This window comes from Streptococcus sp. 20925_1_22, from assembly GCF_041431685.1.
Taxonomy (GTDB): domain Bacteria; phylum Bacillota; class Bacilli; order Lactobacillales; family Streptococcaceae; genus Streptococcus.
Genome location: NZ_JAPVYE010000006.1, coordinates 20255 through 40936, shown reverse-complemented (window position 1 = coordinate 40936; position 20682 = coordinate 20255). Strand labels below are relative to the sequence as shown.

Annotated in this window: 17 protein-coding genes and 1 pseudogene; 2 read left to right on the top strand and 16 right to left on the bottom strand. The window is 41.9% G+C overall.

Translation table 11 applies throughout. The annotated features are described in order from the left end of the window. Positions 1-17: 17 nt before the first annotated feature. The 7 genes from tpiA to pcrA form a co-directional block, all read right to left on the bottom strand. Entirely contained in the window at positions 18-776 is a 759-nt protein-coding gene (gene tpiA / locus O3621_RS09465; protein WP_002900651.1) for a triose-phosphate isomerase, read from the bottom strand. A 280-nt stretch (positions 777-1056) separates the two neighbouring features. Continuing rightward, positions 1057-1911: a dTDP-4-dehydrorhamnose reductase gene (gene rfbD / locus O3621_RS09460; protein ID WP_002919290.1), complete on the bottom strand. Its 855-nt coding sequence runs from the start codon at positions 1909-1911 to the stop codon at positions 1057-1059. Positions 1912-2171: 260 nt separating this feature from the next. Next, on the bottom strand, positions 2172-3656 hold the full coding sequence (locus tag O3621_RS09455) for a glucosyltransferase domain-containing protein (protein WP_111675999.1): 1485 nt from the start codon (positions 3654-3656) through the stop codon (positions 2172-2174). Next, positions 3653-4579: a glycosyltransferase family 2 protein gene (locus tag O3621_RS09450; RefSeq protein WP_002897843.1), complete on the bottom strand. Its 927-nt coding sequence runs from the start codon at positions 4577-4579 to the stop codon at positions 3653-3655. The genes O3621_RS09455 and O3621_RS09450 overlap by 4 nt, the downstream gene beginning before the upstream one ends. Before the next feature lie 161 nt (positions 4580-4740). Beyond that, positions 4741-6021, bottom strand: coding sequence for an O-acetylhomoserine aminocarboxypropyltransferase/cysteine synthase family protein (locus tag O3621_RS09445; protein ID WP_314449693.1), 1281 nt, complete (start codon positions 6019-6021; stop codon positions 4741-4743). A gap of 98 nt (positions 6022-6119) precedes the next feature. After that, positions 6120-6518 carry an NUDIX pyrophosphatase gene (locus tag O3621_RS09440; RefSeq protein ID WP_371514091.1) on the bottom strand — a complete coding sequence of 133 codons (399 nt, stop codon included), beginning with the start codon at positions 6516-6518 and terminating at the stop codon, positions 6120-6122. Continuing rightward, on the bottom strand, positions 6515-8803 hold the full coding sequence (pcrA, locus tag O3621_RS09435) for a DNA helicase PcrA (RefSeq protein WP_371514090.1): 2289 nt from the start codon (positions 8801-8803) through the stop codon (positions 6515-6517). Before pcrA ends, O3621_RS09440 begins: the two co-directional genes overlap by 4 nt. A gap of 260 nt (positions 8804-9063) precedes the next feature. Here pcrA and O3621_RS09430 point away from each other — a divergent pair, with 260 nt between their 5' ends. Continuing rightward, positions 9064-10251, top strand: a complete 1188-nt coding sequence (locus O3621_RS09430; RefSeq protein WP_314449690.1) for a cation diffusion facilitator family transporter — start codon at positions 9064-9066, stop codon at positions 10249-10251. A gap of 26 nt (positions 10252-10277) precedes the next feature. Here the strand turns inward: O3621_RS09430 and O3621_RS09425 are convergent, their stop codons facing one another. Genes O3621_RS09425 through O3621_RS09410 form a run of 4 tightly spaced genes read right to left on the bottom strand, consistent with a single transcriptional unit; the run spans position 10278 to position 12830 of the window. Then, complete coding sequence (locus tag O3621_RS09425) at positions 10278-10592, bottom strand: hypothetical protein (RefSeq protein ID WP_061592771.1); 315 nt, start codon at positions 10590-10592, stop codon at positions 10278-10280. 17 nt (positions 10593-10609) lie between these two features. Then, positions 10610-11023, bottom strand: coding sequence for a hypothetical protein (locus O3621_RS09420; RefSeq protein WP_002915515.1), 414 nt, complete (start codon positions 11021-11023; stop codon positions 10610-10612). Beyond that, entirely contained in the window at positions 11005-12405 is a 1401-nt protein-coding gene (locus O3621_RS09415; protein WP_061592770.1) for a hypothetical protein, read from the bottom strand. The genes O3621_RS09420 and O3621_RS09415 overlap by 19 nt, the downstream gene beginning before the upstream one ends. After that, positions 12402-12830, bottom strand: coding sequence for a hypothetical protein (locus O3621_RS09410; RefSeq protein ID WP_061592769.1), 429 nt, complete (start codon positions 12828-12830; stop codon positions 12402-12404). Before O3621_RS09410 ends, O3621_RS09415 begins: the two co-directional genes overlap by 4 nt. A gap of 143 nt (positions 12831-12973) precedes the next feature. Between O3621_RS09410 and O3621_RS09405 the strand changes: the two are divergent. Further along, positions 12974-13126 (top strand): annotated as a pseudogene (locus tag O3621_RS09405) (cation-efflux pump); the annotation flags it as partial. A 32-nt stretch (positions 13127-13158) separates the two neighbouring features. Here O3621_RS09405 and O3621_RS09400 read toward each other — a convergent pair. From O3621_RS09400 to O3621_RS09380, 5 genes are all read right to left on the bottom strand, one after another. Beyond that, positions 13159-13896 carry a hypothetical protein gene (locus tag O3621_RS09400; protein WP_061588935.1) on the bottom strand — a complete coding sequence of 246 codons (738 nt, stop codon included), beginning with the start codon at positions 13894-13896 and terminating at the stop codon, positions 13159-13161. 140 nt (positions 13897-14036) lie between these two features. Then, on the bottom strand, positions 14037-14594 hold the full coding sequence (lepB, locus tag O3621_RS09395) for a signal peptidase I (RefSeq protein ID WP_002934435.1): 558 nt from the start codon (positions 14592-14594) through the stop codon (positions 14037-14039). A gap of 182 nt (positions 14595-14776) precedes the next feature. Then, on the bottom strand, positions 14777-16282 hold the full coding sequence (gene pyk, locus O3621_RS09390; RefSeq protein ID WP_002902760.1) for a pyruvate kinase: 1506 nt from the start codon (positions 16280-16282) through the stop codon (positions 14777-14779). 56 nt (positions 16283-16338) lie between these two features. Beyond that, positions 16339-17349 carry a 6-phosphofructokinase gene (gene pfkA, locus O3621_RS09385; protein WP_002906871.1) on the bottom strand — a complete coding sequence of 337 codons (1011 nt, stop codon included), beginning with the start codon at positions 17347-17349 and terminating at the stop codon, positions 16339-16341. Positions 17350-17433: 84 nt separating this feature from the next. Next, positions 17434-20544: a DNA polymerase III subunit alpha gene (locus O3621_RS09380; RefSeq protein ID WP_371514089.1), complete on the bottom strand. Its 3111-nt coding sequence runs from the start codon at positions 20542-20544 to the stop codon at positions 17434-17436. Positions 20545-20682 lie beyond the last annotated feature (138 nt).

Here is a 20682-nt window from a genome sequence, read left to right as displayed (position 1 = left end):
TCTTTTTTCAACATTTTTTATTTTACAAAATCAAGCAATGCCAAGAAGCTTTCAGCTTCAAGTGATGCACCACCAACAAGAGCACCGTCAACATCTGGACAAGCCATGTAAGACGCAACATTTTCAGGTTTTACAGAACCACCGTACTGAACACGAACCTTGTCTGCTACTTCTTGACCAAAGTCAGCTGCGACAACATCACGAACTGCTTTACACATTTTTTGAGCGTCGTCTTGAGTTGCTGATTTACCAGTACCAATAGCCCAGATTGGCTCATAAGCGATAACCAATGATGCAACTTGCTCAGCTGTCAAGTCTTTCAAAGCAGCTGATACTTGAGCACCAACGAAATCTACCGCTTTGCCAGCTTCGTAAGTTTCAAGCGACTCACCACAGCAGATGATTGGCACCAAACCATTGCGGAAGATAGCGTGCGCTTTTTTGTTGATGTCTTGGTCTGTTTCATGGAAATAATCACGACGTTCTGAGTGACCGATAACGATGTAGTCAACTCCAACTTCTGCAAGAACTTTAGGGCTGTTTTCACCAGTGAAGGCACCTGCATCTTCAAAGTAAGCATTTTGCGCTGCAACCTTAAGATTGCTTCCTTTAGCTGCTGCCAAAACAGTTGTCAAATCAAGTGCTGGAGCAGCGATACCAGCTTCTACTAAATCTGAAGAAGGCAGCTTAGCAGCAACCGCTTCTACAAAAGCCTTTGCCTCTTCAGGATTTTTGTTCATTTTCCAGTTACCAGCAATAAATGGTTTACGTGACATATTCACACACCTCTTCTATTTTATTTATAGTAACATTGTAACACAGTTGAATGAAATAATAAAGGTTATCCACAGAATTTCATCAAATTGAAACATCTTTATTTTAAGGGGATAAGATCTGTGGAAAATTCTTCTCATTATCATTTCCCACCCACATCTTCAAGCCAGCTCTTTCTCCACCAGAGCACGCACCTCAAAATCACTTCTTCAGTCTGCTATAAGAAAAAACAGAACCTAGTCTAAGACTAAGTTCTGTCGCTATTATAAACTTCAAAGAAAATTACTGTTTCTTCTCTTGCTTGTAAAACTCTTTTAAGGCATCCTGCCAAGTCGGAATGACAAAGCCTGTAGCCTTGGCCTTGGTCAGGCTCATAGTTGAGTTGAAAGGCCGCTTAGCCTTAGCTGGGAACTTGCTGGAATCAACCGGCTGGACTTCCACATCAGTATCTTTGAGAATTTCCACTGCAAAGTCATACCAAGTGGTGTCCTCAGCCGCATCATTAGACAGATGGTAATAACCAAATTCCTTTTGATTTTCAGCCAGATGAGTCATAAATTCAGCCAGCGTACGAGTCCAAGTCGGACGGCCATGTTGGTCATTGACTACAGTCAGAGTTTTGTGCGTCTTGGCAAGATTTTGCATGGTAAAGACAAAGTTTTTACCGTAGTTACCAAAGACCCAGGCAGTACGGATTATATAGAAACGGCTGGAATATTTCTCAACCAGCTCCTCGCCCATGCGCTTGGTACGGCCATACTCAGTCTGCGGATCTGGCCGATCATCTACTTCCCACTCCTCACCGACAGGCTTTTGTCCGTCAAAGACATAGTCTGTTGAGATGTAGACCAAAGTTGCTCCGTGTGCTTCAGCTGCTTTTGCCACATTTTCGGTACCGGTCACATTGATGGCATAGTCCAGCTCTTTTCCTTCGTCCTCAGCCGCATCAACTGCGGTATAGGCTGCGCAGTGATAAACCAAGCTTGGCTTGACTTCCGCAAAGACCTTGTCCACCATTTGGGCATTAGTAATATCCATTTCTGCCACATCAACAGCCACATACTCCTCATTGCGCTCATCCAAAAGATAGCGAAGCTCTGTACCTAGCTGTCCATTCGCACCTGTAATTAAAATCATTTGTCTTTCCTTTCACATCATAAACATTCAATGAGTTTATTATAACAAAAAAAGCAGAAAAAATCTGCTTGGTCGAATCATACCTCTAGTCATTTTTAGGAAAAAAATCTCATACTTTTTACACTCCATATATAAATGATGCAACATTATGTAAGTGATAATCAGAAAACTTAGCATCATTTCAAATTGACAGTATAAACTTTAACAATGCATAATCATATTAAAATGAATCTTTTCTTTATTTCTCTCTTAGAAAGATTCTACTTCATGATAACAAATAATTCATTATTTTCAAGATAAATATTATATAACTTTGTTTCTTCAAGTAATGTATAGTTTTCACTACTAAAATCTATATTAGCAATATCGATTAATTTGAAATCGACGTTTAAGTTCGTTATGCTATTAAATCTCAATGTCATATCCCAAGAAACATTCGTATTTGGCATAATCAAACTTTTTAACATTGGATAAACAGAAGCTGTATTGCTAAATACTGGCGAATCAGAAAGAAAGCGATTCACATTAATAACTGTTTTTTCGGGTGTAATGTACTTGTTTAGAGAGGAAGCTAGCAATATGCTCTGCGCTTTGAACATTTCATTTTGTTGTTTTAAACTGCTCACATAAGTAAAAGAGAAAGATAAGAAATAAAAAACTAATAATCCCGAAACGAAGGACTTCCCTCTACGTAGAATTTTACTCTTTTCAACGCACTCTAAGTTAACAATTAAGATAATCGCTAAAAAAATTCCGAAACCATATTCATATCTTGGTCTCATAAGATAATAAGGATTAGACAAAATCAAATAGGTTCCATAGCTAAATACACTTCCTAAACTTAGCCAAATCAGCATGTAAATAAAGTTTAAAAGGAATTTGGTTCTGGATAAGCGAATCACACTGATAGTTAAGAGAAATATAGCAATTATTGTTAATAAAACCCAGATAGTTGAACTTTGAAAAAATATATTGTTCAAATAACCTGTAGCATTCACCCCAATTATTTTAATCATCTCTAATCCCTTTGGAATATCAGCTTGATCAGCAAAAATTGGTGGCTTTATAAAAATTTGTATACGATATAAAAGCAAACCAATTACATATGACAACATTGAGATGAAAATTTTAGGAATTTTTTCTTTAAAATAACTTCCTTGCAATAATTCTAAAAATATTAGTGTCATGGTTACAATAATGTACACTCCTGAAGAAGCTTGGTATGAATTGCACATTAAGAATATACCAACAACTGACATAACTCCAAATATTTTTTTATTATCCCAGAAAATAAATGGAATGATGGAAACTAATATACTTAAAGTCATAAAAGGATTGTCAAACCTAAAACTTAATGGCTCTAAAAACCACGGATTAATCCCTATAATAGTTGAAACAGATGCTGTTATAAAAGAAATCTTTTTATTGGGATATAAAACAAATAATAAAATTAAGCTCGCAAAAGTTAAAAAACAAGCTGACAGAATATTTGAAGTCAAGCCTAGTTCTGTCAGATGATCCCCACCTTGTATTAAACGAGCAGAATACTCACTTAAATATCTTGAATAATGTTCAGAGAATTTTGAATAGCCTTGTAATTGTCTTCCAATATCATCAATATAGGGATACTCAGCTAAACCGATATTAATATTGACTACTGAATAAATAATAAAAATAACTAGGGCAGACGATTTATTTAAAAGAAGATAGTTTTTAAAATCAGAAAAACGTTTCTGGAAAATCATTTACTTTTCTCCTTAATCACATAAATCGGCCGATGCTTGGTTTCCATAAAGATTTTACCAATGTATTTACCCAGTATGCCGATGGTCAGCAGCTGGAAGCCGCCGATAAGGAGAATGACAGTCATAAGAGACGGCCAACCAGATGTCGGATCACCAAAAACCAAGGTGCGAATAATAATCACTGCCATCAGGATGAAGGCTAAAATCCAAGACAGGATACCTCCTAAAAAGGCGATGTTGAGCGGCGCATCAGAGAAATTGACGATGCCTTCCAAAGAATAGTTGAATAGGGACCAGAAATTCCAAGAGGTCTTACCAGCTACTCGTTCAACATTTTTGTATTCTAAGTACTCGGTATTGAATCCCACCCAGGCAAAAATTCCCTTGGAGAAGCGATTGTACTCTGAAACCTCCAGAATGGCTTCTACCATTTGGCGGCGCATCAGTCGAAAGTCACGCGCACCATCTACCATCTCTACCTGACTAATCTTGTTAATCAGCTTATAGAACAAATTGGCAAAAAAGCTTCGGATAGGCGGCTCTCCCTCGCGAGTAGTGCGACGGGTACCCACACAGTCCAGCTCAGGATTCGAGTCCAGCATGGCCTTCATCTCAATCAGGAGCTCTGGCGGATCCTGCAAGTCCACATCCATGACCGTCACAAAATCCCCACTCGCCTCTTGCAAACCAGCATAGAGGGCTGCTTCTTTTCCGAAATTACGAGAAAAGGACAGATAGTGCACATCTGGACAGCGACTGCTGAGCTCACGCAAAACAGCCAAGGTCCGGTCTGTCGATCCGTCATTGACAAAAATATATTCAAACTGGTCACGGATTTGGTATTTGACCGCTTCCATGGCTTCATGAAACAGAGGAATAGACTCTTCTTCATTGAAACACGGAACAATCACCGAAATTGTCATTTTAATCTCCTACTATTTTATATATTTCATCCTATTATAACAAAAAACTAGGCGAAATGCACTGCACCCTAAAAGTTAGACACAAAAAATCTAGCTTTTGGGGTGCAGCTTATTTCCAACCTAGTTTTATTCTTATTTGCTCAGTCTAGAGGCATTGAAAATTAGATAGATTCCAAGGCTAGCTTGAGATCCTCTATCAAGTCTTCCACATTTTCCAGACCGATAGAGAGACGGATTTGATTTGGTGTGATGCCTGCTGCCAGCTGAGCCTCTGGTGACATCTGACCGTGAGTCGTCGTAGCTGGATGGACGACCAGGGACTTAGCATCTGCTACATTGGCCAAGTCAGAGAAAATCTCTAAGCTGTCAATAACCTTACGAGCTTCTTTCTCCCCACCTTTGACATTAAAGGTGAAGATTGAGCCCACACCTTTAGGAAAATATTTTTCTGCCAGAGCATGATAAGGACTGTCAGCAAGCTTGGGATAATTGACCTGCTCAACCTTAGGATGCTCTGCCAGGAAATCTACAATCTTCTCAGCATTTGATACATGGCGCTCTACACGCAACGAGAGAGTTTCCAATCCTTGTAGGAAGAGAAAGGCATTGAAGGGAGACATGGCTGCGCCCGTATCGCGCAAGAGCTGAGTCCGGACGGCGGTGACAAAAGCTGCTGCTCCAACATCGCGCGTATAACTGATATCATGATAGCTCGGGTCCGGGTCCACAAACTGCGGAAACTTTCCAGAAGCTTCCCAGTCAAAACGACCGCTGTCCACAATCACACCGCCAATGCTGGTTCCGTGACCACCGATAAACTTGGTCGCAGAATGCACCGCGATGTCCACTCCATGAGAAAAGACATTGATCAGATAAGGAGTGGCAAAGGTATTGTCGGAAATCAGAGGAATTTTATGAGCATGAACCAGCTCTGCCAAAGCATCAAAGTCAGGGATATTAATCAGCGGATTGCCCAAACTTTCAATCAGAACCAGTTTGGTATTATCCTGAATGGCTGCTTCTACTTCAGCTAGATTTTCAATATCGACAAAAGTCGTGGTAATGCCATAGCGAGGCAAGGTTTCCTTGAGCAGATTAAAGGTACCGCCGTAGATGGTAGAGGCAGCCACTACATGGTCGCCAGCATGCGCCAAGGCTAGAACGGTATAGGTAAGGGCCGCCATACCAGAAGCTGTTGCTAGAGCTCCGACTCCACCCTCCAAAGCCGCAATCCGATCCTCAAAAGCAGACAGGGTCGGATTGGTAATCCGAGTGTAGATATTGCCCGGTTTGCGCAGGGCAAAGAGATCTTCTCCCTCCTGAGTATCATCAAACACATAGGAAGTTGTCTGGTAAATAGGCAGAGCCCGCGACTTTGTTGTCGGGTCCACTGTTTGTCCGGCATGAAGTTGCAGGGTTTCAAATTTAAATTCACGTGTCATAAGGTCACCTCACTATAGTTATGTGATAAGTCTACCACTAAACGCCCCGCTTGACTAATAGAATTTCCTTATCAAAAGAAATAAAGAGAAGCTATATCTTATAGCTTCTCAGATATCATCTCAAAAGTCGCTTGATTGCTGGGCCAGTACAACTGCGACGAAACTTTGTCTAAAGCTACCCACTGAGCTCCTACATGCTCATCAGAAATCTGGATTTCTTTCTGTTCAGTCAGAACTAGAAAGAGATTTTTGTGGATGGACAGATTTTCATCAATCTTTACCGTAAAATCTCCAAGACTAGTCAGATTTGAACAAGCTAAGAGCAAGCCGGTCTCTTCCTTTATTTCACGAAGACAAGCCTCTTCTGGGCTCTCGCCACTCTCAATCCCACCAGTAATGGGCTGCCAAAAGGAAACTTTCTCATTCTCCACTTTCAAGAGCAAGATTTCCCTATCCTCTGGATGATAGATCCAGGCTTCAATCGACTGTTTCATCATGATTTTTTCTCAATCGGTGCTATGCTGGCTAGCACTTTCTTCAGACCCACTTCTGGGAAATTAATCTTAAGCTCTTGATTATTTCCACTGCCAGAGACTGCCAGAACTGTCCCATCACCCCATTTCTTATGGTGGGCAATATCTCCGATAGCCCAAGCAACTTCCGGCTTAGATGGCTGGCTCTGACTGCTCTTTCCAAAAGGCAGACTGCCTGAAGAAATGGAACTAGGAGCCGCCTCACGCTTCCTCTCCTGCAGGGCTTGAGCCAGACTCATGCCCTGGCCGAATTTGCTAGTATCGCTATTGGTATAGCTGGCCTTAAAGGAGCTGTTTGCTGGCCTAGCTAGTCCCTGATAGTCTAGCAGGTCTGAGCTGATTTCTCTCAGGAAGCGAGTAGGATGATTATAGTTGGTTTTACCATAAAGCATACGGGAATTAGCATTAGTCAGATAGAGAATCTTCTCTGCTCGGGTGATGCCGACGTAGGCCAGGCGCCTCTCCTCTTCCAACTCATCTTCGTCTTCAGACGCCCGACTTAAAGGGAAGACATTTTCCTCCATACCAACCAGAAAGACGACCGGAAATTCCAATCCCTTGGCTGCGTGGAGGGTCATTAGAGTCACTTCGGAACTCTCCGTATCTCCGTCATCTGTGTCTGCGATCAAGGCTAAGTCATTGAGAAAACGGCTGAGCTTATCAAGACCAGACTCATCAGTAGGATTGTCTGGACTTTCGTCAAAATTCTTGGTTACAGACAGGAATTCTTCAATATTTTCAATCCGAGCTTGGCTCTCCAAGGTTGCCTGGGCAGCTAAGGCCGCAGCATAACCTGTCTTTTCCAGTACGGCTTCTACCAACTCCGTCACTGTAAAGTCGTCCAAGCGCTCCCTCAAATCCAGAAGCATATTAGCAAAATCATAGACCGCCTGAGCCGCCTTGCCCTTGACTGGAGACAGCAGGATATTGGCCGACGCATCTAGCAAGGAGATTTCCTGACTGGACGCAAAATCCCGAATTTTCTCCACCGTTCCTGGTCCGACACCACGCTTAGGCTCATTGACCACGCGCTCATAGCTGATATTATCGCTAGGATTGGCGATGAGATTGAGATAAGAAATAACATCGCGGATTTCCTTGCGGCTGTAGAACTTGGTGCCACCGACCATAGTATAGGGAATATTGGACTTTAGCAGGGCTTCCTCCACTGTCCGTGACTGGGCATTGGTCCGGTAAAGAACTGCAAAATCCTTATGACTGTATCCTTCTCGGCTCAGCTGATCAATAGTTCGGGCGACAAAAAGAGCCTCATCCTGCTCGTCATTAGCCCGATAGTAGACAATTTCCTCACCGTCTTCATTTTGAGTCCAGAGGTTTTTAGGACGGCGGTTGCGGTTGTTTCGGATAACCTCATTAGCCGCCTGAAGGATAGTCTTAGTAGAGCGATAATTTTCCTCAAGCAGGACTACCTTAGCTTTTGGATAATCCTTTTCAAAGTCCAGGATATTCTGCATATCGGCTCCCCGCCAGCCGTAGATAGACTGGTCAGCGTCTCCGACCACACAGATATTCTTAAAGCGGGAAGCCAAGAGCTTGACCAGCTGGTACTGGGCATGGTTTGTATCCTGATACTCGTCCACATGGATATACTGGTAACGTTGCTGGTAGTAGGTCAGGACATCAGGATTTTGGTCAAAAAGCCGCAGGGTCAGCATAATCAAATCGTCAAAGTCCATGGCCTCAGACTGGCGTAATTCCTTTTGATAGGCCGTGTAACACTTGGCCACAATCTCCGTGTACATATCACCAGCTAGATTTGCATAGGCCACCTCATCAATCAGGTCGTTCTTAGCATTGGAAATAGTTCCCAGAATGGCACGCTCATTCCACTTTTTAGGGTCCAGATTGAGATTTTTGAGAATTCGCTTCATCAGAGTCCGCTGTTCGCCAGGATCAACGATCGTAAAGTTGCGGTTGTAGCCAATATGATCTGCTTCTCGTCTCAGAATACGCACACACATGGAGTGGAAGGTAGCGATTAAGCAATCTTGAGCTTCCGTTTTAAGTTTTTCAGCCCTTTCTCTCATCTCCCGCGCCGCCTTATTGGTGAAGGTAATGGCAAGGATATTCCAAGGATTGACCATTTTTTCATCAATCAAATAGGCAATACGGTGGGTCAGGACACGGGTCTTACCCGAACCAGCTCCCGCCATAATCAGCAAAGGCCCTTCTGTTGTTTGAACCGCCTCAGCCTGACGGTCATTCATACCGTTTAATAAAGGATGCATTTTTCTTCCTCTTTCAAAGTCAATGCTACTATTATAACAAAAATCCTGATGAAGCTAAACCAGAAAGAAGAGGAATTTCTGATTTTAGATTAGATTTTTGGCAAAGTCATTTAAGGTACCCTAAGCCCGATGCAAATTGAAAATCAGGTCTATTTTTGCTATAATAAGCCCATATGAGACTTAGAGTACCCGTCCAGAGATGACATTTTTTCGCAAGTCTCTTTTCCATTCTGCTGCCCCACTTAGAAAGAAAGGCTGTCATGAAAAATCCTAGTAACAATCTGAAGCTAGCGGAGAGAGGAGCCATCCTGTCCATCGCTACCTATCTGATTCTCTCCGCGGTCAAGATTATCGCAGGCTCAACTCTCCAGTCCTCCAGTCTGACGGCCGATGGCTTCAACAATGTTTCTGATATCGTGGCTAATATCGCCGTTTTAATTGGCCTGCGTATGGCTAGAAAACCAGCCGACCGTGACCATCGCTTCGGCCATTGGAAGATAGAAGATTTGGCCAGTCTCATCACATCTTTTATCATGTTTTTCGTTGGATTTGATGTCCTGATTGAGACCATTCAGAAAATCATCTCCAACCAAGAGACTAAGATTGACCCTGTTGGTGCCGTGGTCGGAATCATCTCGGCAATCATTATGTTGGGTGTTTATTTTTACAATAAAACACTGGCTAAAAAAGCTCACTCCAAGGCTCTGGATGCCGCAGCCAAGGACAACTTGTCAGACGCTGTCACTTCTATCGGCACTTCAGTCGCTATCATTGCCAGCGCCTTTAACTTCCCAATCGTTGATAAGCTGGCAGCCATTGTCATTACCTTCTTCATTCTCAAGACGGCCTATGATATCTTTATGGAATCTTCCTTCAGCCTGTCCGACGGATTTGATGAGAGCCTGCTCCAAGACTATAAGCAAGCTATCCTGGAAATTCCTAAAATCACTCAGGTTAAATCCCAGCGAGGCCGGACCTATGGCAGTAATATCTATCTAGATATTATTCTTGAAATGAATCCAGACCTTTCTGTCTATGAGAGTCATGAGATTGCGGACCAGGTTGAGGATATGCTTATGGAGCGCTTCGGAGTTTTTGACATTGACATTCATATTGAGCCTGCTCCCATTCCTGAAGATGAGAGATTGGAAAATCTTTACCCAAACCTGCTCATGCGTGAGCAGCTCGTGGAGCAAGGCAGCCAACTGGATACGCTTCTGTCCGCTGAATTTCTTTATATTTCTCAAGATGGCCGACAGCTGAACAAAGCTGAGTTTCAGGCAGAAAGAGCCTCAAAAACACCTATCAAAAACTTTAAACTCCTCTCTGTCAGCCAGAAAACCAAGCTCATCCGCTATGAAATGGACGGTGTCATCCATACCAGCCTTTGGCGCCGCCACGAAGTATGGCAAAACATCTTTCACCAAGAGACACGAAAAAACAACTAGACAGGCAGTCTGGTTGTTTTTTATGGTTATATCTCATCATATCTTTTACTTGTTTTTACAACTGCATCTCTAACCGCAGTAGACCACTGTCCTTTAATGGCTCCATCCAAAGTATCGTTAATGCCTGTCAAAGCTGATTTGCCTTCCTTAGCAACTTCGCTAATCTTTTTCTCAGCATTGGACTTTATAATATCACGTTTCTTCAGAGCTTGAGGAGCATAGACATTTCTAATCAAATTTTTTTCAATTTGTTTTTTTATCTCATTAAGACGAGCACTTAAATCATCTAAAGTTCCTTTTGTAAATACATCTGTAATTGTATCTATTGTTGTTCTTGCCATGCTGTATCACTTTCTTTCTATTTCTTCTTTTGATTATTTTCCTCTACAGCTATTCTCCGGCGTAAGTATGCCTCTTCCAACTGCTCATCTAGATATCTCCTCTCCTGCCGAAAATTTTCTTCTTCTTTTAAGACTTCTAACTCAAGAGTTCTTTGTGCTTGAACCAATACTTCTTCCGACATTATTTGATAAGATTCCATTTCTCTATTGAGAATCCTATAAAATTCCTGATCAGCATCTATAGTTTTTAAATAATACAAAGTTTCTTTATATTTTTCATCAAGAAGCTCTTTGACTGCACGCCAAGCTGTTTGAAAATAATCATCTCTCTTCTTAAATTCTTTTAACTTTGTACGGTGAAAATCTTCTAATTCATCAAGTTCTTGCTTTTTATTTTCAACTTCACGTTGTGCTAATTCAAACTTCTCCATTGATTGAACTCCCCTGCCAAAGCTGTGTCTTCTTCAAGTTTTTTATTGATTCCGGATGCAATTTGCTCTTTTAATCGAGCCATTTCGTCCAATAACTGGCTAGCTTGTTGAACCTTTTTTTCCAATGAACTTTCAACATCTCCGACAATGCTATCATTTGTTACACCGCCATCTGCAAAAGCCTCCTCTATCTCATAAGGGCTAAGACTGCTAACCATGAACGGCGACTTAGTAGTTTCAAAGAGAGCCTCAGCCTCCTCTACTCCTTTTTGCTTTTCAATCTTAATCTGATCAAGTGTTTGCTGTGCAGAACTTACTAAAGATTCTGCAGCAATCGTAGCTTGCTCACTGTCCAGAAAAATCTGCTCATTAGAACTCAAACCTCCACCGCTTTCGGTCAGCAGAGACTTCAATCCATAGTAGCGCATCATTCTGGCTTTCGTTTCTAAGAGGAGAATATTCCTGTTCCCTCGTGCATTATTTGTTACAATATTTCCATTTTCATCAATAAGCTGACCTTTATCATTGAATTGCCAAGTTTTGTAACTATGATATTTGTCACCCAAACTATAGATTTTATCAGCCTTTTCTTTCCAAGACAGGGACTTATCCTGCAATATTCCAATTGCTTCATCAATAAACCTAGCATCCGTCACATTGACATAGATGGCTACCCCAGTTTTATTACCCAAAATATTTCCCAGAATCAAATCATTGGGATTACGAAAATTACGAAATTGCTCTGGATGAGCCTGCATATAGGCTATTTCTTCTTCTGAAATAATATTATGAATATCTGGGCCGTTAAAGCCAACATTATTCCACCCCATTTTTAAGGCCGTATAAAGAGCCATAGACTCTCCCAAAGAATGACCATTCGTTGTTATAATAGCATTGGGGTTCTCTTGACGAACCTTTTTTTCTACTCGCTGGGCAAACTCTACTGCAGTCTTTGATTGAACTGGAACAATATTTTCTGTAAATTCTTTTTGAACTGCATTTTTAAAGTCCCCCTCCATTATACGCTTGATTACTCCATAGCCAGAAGGAACACCTACCATCATCGTATCAGTAAAACCCATACCTAGATTTTCAAGATCGTTCAGAATATCTTTTTTGTCTCCAAAATTGGTTCCAACATAAGAAACTACTACCTGACTGTAATCTACGTTTCCTTGACTGTCAATAGGGGCAACAGCCATCGCTTGCATACTATTATCCGTTGGTTCAGCATTATTACCCGTAGCGTCGATAACTTGAAATTGTCGGCCGTTGATGTCAATCGTTTCTCCAACCGATAATTGCTTATCAGGATTGTCTACTGGGTCAATCTCATAAACATATGTTGCAATTTTATTATAATCCGCATCTGTTATGTTCATCTCTTCTCTCCATAATATATAACATTTATTTGGGTTTCCGATAATTTTGTATAACTAGTTGGAACTTCCTTTCGTTTTAGTACCTCCGAGTTATTATGATAAGTTAACCCATAATGCTGTATATCGTAACTATCTTTTAAGTCTGTTGAAACTTCTATTTTATCGTTTACCGAGAAATAAATGAATCTAGGTCTACCAAATCCGCCTTTTGAAATACTTTCAAACTCTATTTTATGAACATCTTCAAAATTATTGACCAAAAATAAAGCAAGAGCCTCTTCTTGTTTTCTAATTATCTTTTTCTCTTCTGCTGTCAATGTTGCTTCCTCCTTCTGTTCTGTCTTTTTCTGCTGAGAGCAGGCACTAAGAAGCCCTAACCCCAAAAATCCAATAAATACTATCAAAAGTAATTTAAGTATTTTCATAAATATTCCCTTCCTTTATAGAGCATACAACCTTCAACTATACTAATACAACTTTAATATATTATAGCAAAAAAATTATAAAACTAGCAAGCGTTTACATTTTTTTGCAATCCCTTTAATATAAATCAAACTAAAAGCTATTCATCAAAAACGTTGAACTGCTTTCTGTCAGCCAGAAAACCAAGCTCATCCGCTATGAAATGGACGGTGTTATCCATACCAGCCTTTGGCGCCGCCACGAAGTATGGCAAAACATCTTTCACCAAGAGACACGAAAAAACCAGTCTGATGATTAAGTCAGTCTGGCTTTTTCATTGCAACACATCCTTCATTTCCCTGTATAATAGATAACAGTAATACTATCTAGACTTTGCAAATTTGTTGGTTTCTCTTTAGCTTTCAGGCCGTCTTTTTCAGGATTGTCAGACAAATAATAGTTGTCATAGCTATCATCTAGGTCGGTATAAATCTTTATCTTATCATTAACAAGTAAAGCAACATATCTTGCCTGTCCAAAAGGCTTTCTTGAAATCTTTGTAAATTCAATTTTTTCAACACTTTCATAGTGATTCAGTATAAATAAAGCCAGCCCCTCTTCCTGGTTGCGCACCTTTACTTTTTCCTCAGTCGTCAGCCAAGCATTTTCTCCAGAGTAAATAACATCCGTCTCACCTGTATCTTTAAAATTTGTGACCTTCTCTTTCTTTTTCAGACGAAAAGTCAATTCTGTAGAATCAGTGCGAGAACTATCATTTATATTATAGTTTTTATCCTTTGAGTCCAAAGAAATGTGTGGTATATAGCTGGTGTCATTTACAATCACACTAACAGAACTTGCTTCCCAGAACTTTCCCTTAGAAAATTCATCAAATTCAATTTTTTGAACATCTTCATAATGATTAATGATATAAAGTGCAAGCTTTTGCTCTTTCTTATGAAGCTCAGTCATTTCTGTATCTGACATCCATATTTTTTCACCATCTCTATTTACTATGCTGCTACATGCAGTCAGAAAACTTAGAGCCAGTATAGCCAAAAATAATAATTTTTTCTTTCTTGACTTCAAGAGCAGTCTCCTTTAGCGGTCTTTTGATATTAGTATACCACATCAGAACAAGTATCTTTATGTTTACTTGTAACTTTAAAGTTGATTTTCAAAGAAAAAAACCAAGGCTTGCCCTGCCTTGGTTGAAAATAGACTTCAATTTACTTATTCTTAATAAAACCAAATTCATTAAGCGGTGAGAGTCGGAACTCCACCACTCCCTTGATTTGACTGGCTTTGATGAGCCCAAATTCTCGGCTGTCCTTCGTATTTTCCCGTCGATCATTAAGAATCAAATAAGAATCTTTAGTAATTTTATCAGACTTTGAGTCTTTTAAATCCATAACAGAGAAATCATGAGTATAGTAACCCGAACTTCCTGCTGAAGCCAGATATTTCTCGCGCATTTTCTCAATGTATTCTTCCGACATGACCTGACCGTTCAGGTAAAGAAGATCATCCATATAGGTTACCTGATCCTTTTCCTGGGCAATGACCCGGCCGACATAGTCTTTGCCGTCCACTTCATAGAGGACAAAATCCCCACGCTTGATGTCTTGCTTTCTCGTCGCCAAGACCAAGTCATTCTTTGCCAAATAAGCATTGCTGTCTTGCTCAGTCACCCGATAAGGCGTATAAATAAAAACTCTCAGCCCTATAATGATAGCTGCCAGTACTGAAAAAATAATGATATTTCTTAATAAATCTCTCTTTAACATTCGTCTCTCCCATCTCTTTTATACCATTATATCATTTTTTAACAAAATAGACAAAGGTACAATTTTATTTCAAAAACCAATTCACAAACTAGCCCTTCCTCTCAAATAAAATAAGTGGCATCACATAGACAAGAAAAAAACCGGTGATTTTCCAATCAACGGTTCTTTTTTGTTGTCTTAGATTAACGTACTGTACGGATACGCATTGTGTTGGTACGAACTGCTTCACCAAGCGGCACACCAGCAACGATAACGATATCATCGCCTGATTCAACCAATCCTTGCTCAACCGCAATCTTTTCAGCGATTTCAAACATATCATCTGTATTAGATGGAGTTTCAGTAGTCACTGGAATAACACCCCAGTTCAGCATAAGACCACGTTGAGTCAATTCGTCAAAAGTGATAGCCAAGATATCAGCATTTGGACGGTATTTAGAAATCAAGCGAGCTGTGTGACCAGTCTTAGTAAGGGTAACTACCAACTTGATATCCATTGAATTTGTAGCATCTTTAACTGCTGAAGCCATAACTTCAGTCTTAGAGTTGCGCTCAAAGTTGTCAGTTGTCAAACGGCCATATTCGTTAAGAAGGGTTTGAGCATTCTTATCGATAGTCGCCATTGTTGTTACTGACTCAAGTGGGTATTTACCATTTGCAGACTCGCCTGAAAGCATAGTTGCATCAGTTCCGTCGATAACAGCGTTAAATACGTCTGATACTTCTGAACGAGTTGCACGTGGTTTTTCTGTCATGGTTTCAAGCATGTTAGTTGCTGTGATAACCACTTTACCAGCTGCATTTACCTTGGTGATGATCATCTTTTGGTAAACTGGAACCATTTCAAATGGTACTTCGATACCCATGTCACCACGGGCAATCATGATACCGTCAGCAGCTTCAATGATTTCGTCCAAGTTATCGATACCTTGTTGGTTTTCGATTTTCGCGAACAATTGAACATGGCCGTTGCCAGTTTCTTCACAGATTGCACGAACTTCGTTAACGTCTTTTGCAGTACGTACAAATGAAATCGCGATGAAGTTGATTCCTTGCTCAAGACCGAAGCGTATATCGTCATTGTCACGCTCAGCAAGTGCTGGGAAAGGAATCTTAGTGTTAGGGATGTTCACACCTTTTTGCTTAGCAATGATGCCGTCATTTTCAACTTCTACTTCAAATTCACGAGTAGCATCGTCTTTAGCGATAACACGAAGACCAAGTTTACCATCATCAACCAATACTTGACGGCCAACTTCAACATCATCGTAGATGTCCAATCCACCAGCAACGTTCAAAGCAATTACTTCACGAGTAGATTTGATACCTTGCTTAGTAGCAACACGGATTTTTTCACCAGTCTTGTATGAATACTCTTTTGCATCGCCTTCGAACAATTCTGTACGAATTTCTGGTCCTTTTGTATCAAGAAGGAAACCAACTTTTTGGCCGGCAATTTCTTCTGCACGCTTAACAGTTGCCATGCGCTCTCCTTGCTCAGCATGGTCACCATGTGAGAAGTTGAAACGGAATGTGTTTGCGCCAGCTTCAATCAGCTTAGCAATGTTTTGAGCTGATGCTTCAACATCCAGCTTTTCTCCCCAATATCCGTCATCACCGAATTTTTTTCCACCGCGGATTTCTACCGCAGGACCTAATGTTGCAACGATTTTTACACGTTTATTCATGATTGTATGAAACTCCTTCTTCTATTTGGCCTCTTGGCCTGAATAACAAATAATAATTAAATATTGATGCTGCGGTTCAAATCAGCCAAGTCCAGATCAGCCTTGTGCGGATTATTGACGACAATCTTACCTTCAGCAGTCAAGCTAAAGAGTGCTCCTTCTTCAGCAGTTCCCAAAATTGGGCTTTCAACCATCTGCTCATTGCGGATTCCAACAGCAACTCCGCCGATACCTTCTTTAAGCAGTTTAACAGCATGTGCTCCCATACGAGATGCAAGAACACGGTCACGCGCAGTAGGTGAGCCTCCACGCTGGATATGTCCGAGCTCTGTGACCCGCAAATCGCTCATATCTCCAGCTTCTTTCAGCTTTTCAGCAAATTCATCTGCTGACATGACACCCTCAGCCAAGACGATGATGTTGTGCTTCTTACCCTTGGCATAGCCACTCTTAATGCTTTCAACAACTTCTTCGATCTTGAAACCTTCTTCAGGAACGATGATTTCATCCGCACCAGATGCAATACCTGCCCAAAGAGCAATATCACCAGCATTACGTCCCATTACTTCGATAACGAAAGTACGGCGGTGACTGGATGAGGTATCCCGAATCTTGTCAATCGCATCCATAGCTGTGGTAACAGCTGTATCAAAACCGATAGTGAAGTCTGTTCCGACGATATCATTGTCAATGGTTCCTGGAACACCGACAGCGGGGAAGCCGTGCTCTGTCAAGCGCATCGCACCGTGGTAAGATCCATCTCCACCGATAACAACGACACCTTCGATTCCATGTTTTTTAAGCTGCTCAATCCCTTTCAACTGTCCTTCAACTTGGGCAAATTCAGGATAACGAGCAGAGTGAAGGAAGGTTCCACCGCGAGAAATAATGTCACCAACTGATGTCGCATCAAGTGGGTAAATCTCGCCAGCTACCATTCCAGCGTAACCATCATAAATCCCGTAAACTTCCATTCCTTCGGAAATTGCTTTACGAACAACTGCACGGATGGCAGCATTCATTCCAGGGGCATCACCACCACTAGTCAAAACAGCAATACGTTTCATTTCGCTTTTTGCTCCTTTTTCTTTTTAACATTCTTATAGATTATACCACAATCAAAATGAAAATTCTCTTATTTTCCATATTTTTTAACGAAAAATCGTTTTCATAGTATAATTCTTCAATTCCTCTTGCAGCTGCTCCGATTTCTCCACTCGAAAATGCGGTGCAGACATGGTGCGCTTCTCATCTTCATAGCGCAGGACAACCGGAATATTACCGGGGTATTTCTGCAAAATCTGAGATATTTCCCGATCATGTTCATTTCCAGCAAGTTTTATCCAGAAGCGTTCTGTAGTGGCTTCTTCTATATCTGACAAGACCAGCTGTAAACGACCATCCCGTTCCTGCACCTTGCCAGTCAAGTAGTAAATGCCCTTTTCCTTAATGCGTTCACCTAGCTGGCGATAGGTATCAGGAAAGAGGGTGACATCCAGTTTTTTCTTCGTATCTGAAACCTGCAAGAAGGCCATATTCTCGCCCTTTTTAGTCCGGATAGTCTTGATAGTCTGGACTTCAGCCAGAATCCTAGCTCTGCTATTTTCCGTCAGCTCACTAATCCAGTTAAAGGGCTGGTCCGCTTCTTTGGCCAGTTTAACCAAGGGGTGATCGCTAAGCCCCACACCGATAATGCTCTGTTCCAGCTCAAACTTTTCGGCATCGCTGAAATCCTGAGCCTCTGTCCAAGAGTAGGTCGTATCCGCGAAAAGACTGCCCAGCTCATCCGCAAATACAAATAGATTAGGCAGATTGGCTAGAATTTTTTGGCGATTTTTCTCAAAACTGTCAAAGAGCCCCAGCTGGATCAGAGGAGTCAGCAGCGGAATCTTATGGTAATTCTGAGGCAGGCGCAGAATAAAGTCTTCTACCCCAGTAAAGGCAGCATTTTGTCGCTCTTCGATAATCCAGTATGCCAAATCCCTAGGCAAGCCTTTGATATTTTTCAGGCCTAAAAAAATCTTCTTATCCTGAAACTTATCATGGTAGGGGATATTGTTAATACTGAGGGGCGCTGTTTCAAAGTCAAAACTCAGGGCATCGGTGATATAGTCGCTGCTAGAATAATTGAGCATGACATCAAAGAAAACATCTGGATAATGAGCCTTGAAGTAAGCCAACTGAAAGGCCAGAGCTGAGTAGGCGTAGGCATGGCTGCGGTTGAAGCCATAACCAGCAAACTTCTCCATAATAGCAAAGACTTCCTTGGCTTTGGATTCCGAGTGACCTAGCTTGAGAGCACCTGCAACAAAGTCCTCCTGCATGCGGTGCATTTCAGCAGCACTTTTCTTACCCATTGCCCGCCGCAAAATATCGGCTTTCCCCAGACTAAAGCCACCAAAACGCTGGGCTACCTGCATAACCTGCTCTTGGTAGAGCATGATACCGTAAGTCGGAGCTAGAATATCAGCCAAACTGTCATCAATCAGCTCCACCTGCTCCAGCCCATGCTTTCTCTTGACAAAATTGTCGATGTAATCACTGGCTCCAGGACGATTGAGAGAGGTTGTGGCCACTACTTCTTCAAAGCAAACTGGCTGAACCCGCTTGAGCAGGCTGATAGCACCCGGCTGCTCAAACTGGAAAATGCCCTTGGTCTGGCCAGCCGCAAAGAGTTTCAGAGTTTCTGCATCCTCCAAGTCAATCTCTGCAATCTCAATATCTACCTCATATTTTTTCAGGGTTGCTTCTTTCATCCGCTGGACAAAGGTCAGATTGCGCAAGCCCAGAAAGTCCATCTTAAGCAGACCGTTGCTCTCCACACCGTGGGCATCATATTGGGTGATATACATGTCCTCACCGTATTTGAGCGGTATCTGGTCTGTCAGGTCATTGTCACTCATCACAACGCCGGCTGCATGGATAGAAGTCTGACGGGGATGACCTTCAATTTTTTTAGCAATATCAAAGGCCTTTTGATATTCTAGCTTACTGTTGATAATCTGACGAAAGCCCATATTTTTCTCATAAGCAGAGGTCAGACTATCCCCGAAGCGGATTTTCTTGGTGATATTGGTTAGCTCATACTCTGGCAGACCGAAACGCTTGAAAACATCGCGAATGGCCTGCTTGGCTCCGAAAGTCGAGTAGGTCACAATCTGAGCCGCATGCATACTGCCATAGCGGTCACGAACATAGCGGATAAACTCTGGCCGGTAAACATCAGGAATATCGATATCAATATCGGGCATGGTATAGCGCTCTAGATTGAGAAAGCGCTCAAAGAGCAGGTTGTTCTTGACTGGGTCAATCCCAGTAATCTCCAAAGCATAGGCCACCAGACTGCCAACAGCAGATCCTCGGCCCATGCCCATATAGTAGCCCTGACTGCGACCAAAGCGCAGCAAATCCCAGACAATGAGAAAATAATCATCAAAGCCCATCTGATGAATGACAGCCAGCTCCTGGTCCAGCCGTTCCTGATAAAGTTTACCTGTTAAACCGCGTTTTTTTAAGCCAGCTTCGGAGCGCTCCCGCAACTCTTCCACGGCTGGTCGCTCCCGATTAAAGCGGGGCAGTTTCAGCTCCCTATTGATATCATAGTGAACATGACGGACTAGCTTCTCAAGATTAGCCAAACTCTCTGGGAAAGTTTCCTTAAAAGCTCCTGCCAGAGCATCTGGTGCCAGCAAAAACTCATGATTGGGAAGGCTGCCAATCTCCCGCAGGCTGGCATTTTCTCGAATAGCCCGGAGCATCTGCAAGGTTTCCAAATCCCCCCTATCAAAATATCGGACGGTATGCAGGGGCAGGGTTGGTCGACCAAACTCCTGCTGGGGCGTTGCTGGAAAAACTCCAACATAAAAATCCAAACCCAAATCCAGATCTGCTACTCCGTCAAAAGCAGGAACAATTACAGCCAATCCCTTAAAGAGATGCTGGAAATCCTCCCAATTCTTTTGTCCCATCATCTTGAGAGTCGAGACTTTCATCAGATTGCGATAGCCCTGACTGTCTAAGGCTAGCAGACGGAAATGAAGCTCCTGCTCTGCCTTGATCAGACTCAGCTCCAAGCCTAAAAGCGGCTGCAGTCCCGCAGATTCGGCTTCCTCCAAGAAATGATAAGCCCCATAGAGATTGTCCACATCCATCATGCCCAGATGACTGTATCCTAACTCCTTGGCTTTTTGCACATATTTCTTTATCGGGATCAAGCTATCCATAAAACTGTAAACAGTCTTGGTATCAAGTTGTATCACCACATTTTTCTCCTTGAACATGCTTTGCTTCTTCTTATAACTATTATACCGCAATTCACTGAATGAGGGAAATAGGAGTTTGACCGAACAGAAAGATTCCATTCACCCTTTCCGGCTTTCTTTGCCATTTTCCTAAGGAAA

Coding starts and splice junctions, on each gene's coding strand:
- O3621_RS09455 (WP_111675999.1), bottom strand. CDS start 3,656: ATGATTTTCCAGAAACGTTTTTCTGATTTTAAAAACTATCTTCTTTTA.
- O3621_RS09450 (WP_002897843.1), bottom strand. CDS start 4,579: ATGACAATTTCGGTGATTGTTCCGTGTTTCAATGAAGAAGAGTCTATT.
- O3621_RS09410 (WP_061592769.1), bottom strand. CDS start 12,830: ATGAAAATACTTAAATTACTTTTGATAGTATTTATTGGATTTTTGGGG.
- O3621_RS09440 (WP_371514091.1), bottom strand. CDS start 6,518: ATGATGAAACAGTCGATTGAAGCCTGGATCTATCATCCAGAGGATAGG.
- tpiA (WP_002900651.1), bottom strand. CDS start 776: ATGTCACGTAAACCATTTATTGCTGGTAACTGGAAAATGAACAAAAAT.
- O3621_RS09445 (WP_314449693.1), bottom strand. CDS start 6,021: ATGACACGTGAATTTAAATTTGAAACCCTGCAACTTCATGCCGGACAA.
- rfbD (WP_002919290.1), bottom strand. CDS start 1,911: ATGATTTTAATTACAGGTGCGAATGGACAGCTAGGTACAGAGCTTCGC.
- O3621_RS09425 (WP_061592771.1), bottom strand. CDS start 10,592: ATGGCAAGAACAACAATAGATACAATTACAGATGTATTTACAAAAGGA.
- O3621_RS09415 (WP_061592770.1), bottom strand. CDS start 12,405: ATGAACATAACAGATGCGGATTATAATAAAATTGCAACATATGTTTAT.
- O3621_RS09430 (WP_314449690.1), top strand. CDS start 9,064: ATGAAAAATCCTAGTAACAATCTGAAGCTAGCGGAGAGAGGAGCCATC.
- lepB (WP_002934435.1), bottom strand. CDS start 14,594: ATGTTAAAGAGAGATTTATTAAGAAATATCATTATTTTTTCAGTACTG.
- pcrA (WP_371514090.1), bottom strand. CDS start 8,803: ATGCATCCTTTATTAAACGGTATGAATGACCGTCAGGCTGAGGCGGTT.
- pyk (WP_002902760.1), bottom strand. CDS start 16,282: ATGAATAAACGTGTAAAAATCGTTGCAACATTAGGTCCTGCGGTAGAA.
- pfkA (WP_002906871.1), bottom strand. CDS start 17,349: ATGAAACGTATTGCTGTTTTGACTAGTGGTGGTGATGCCCCTGGAATG.
- O3621_RS09420 (WP_002915515.1), bottom strand. CDS start 11,023: ATGGAGAAGTTTGAATTAGCACAACGTGAAGTTGAAAATAAAAAGCAA.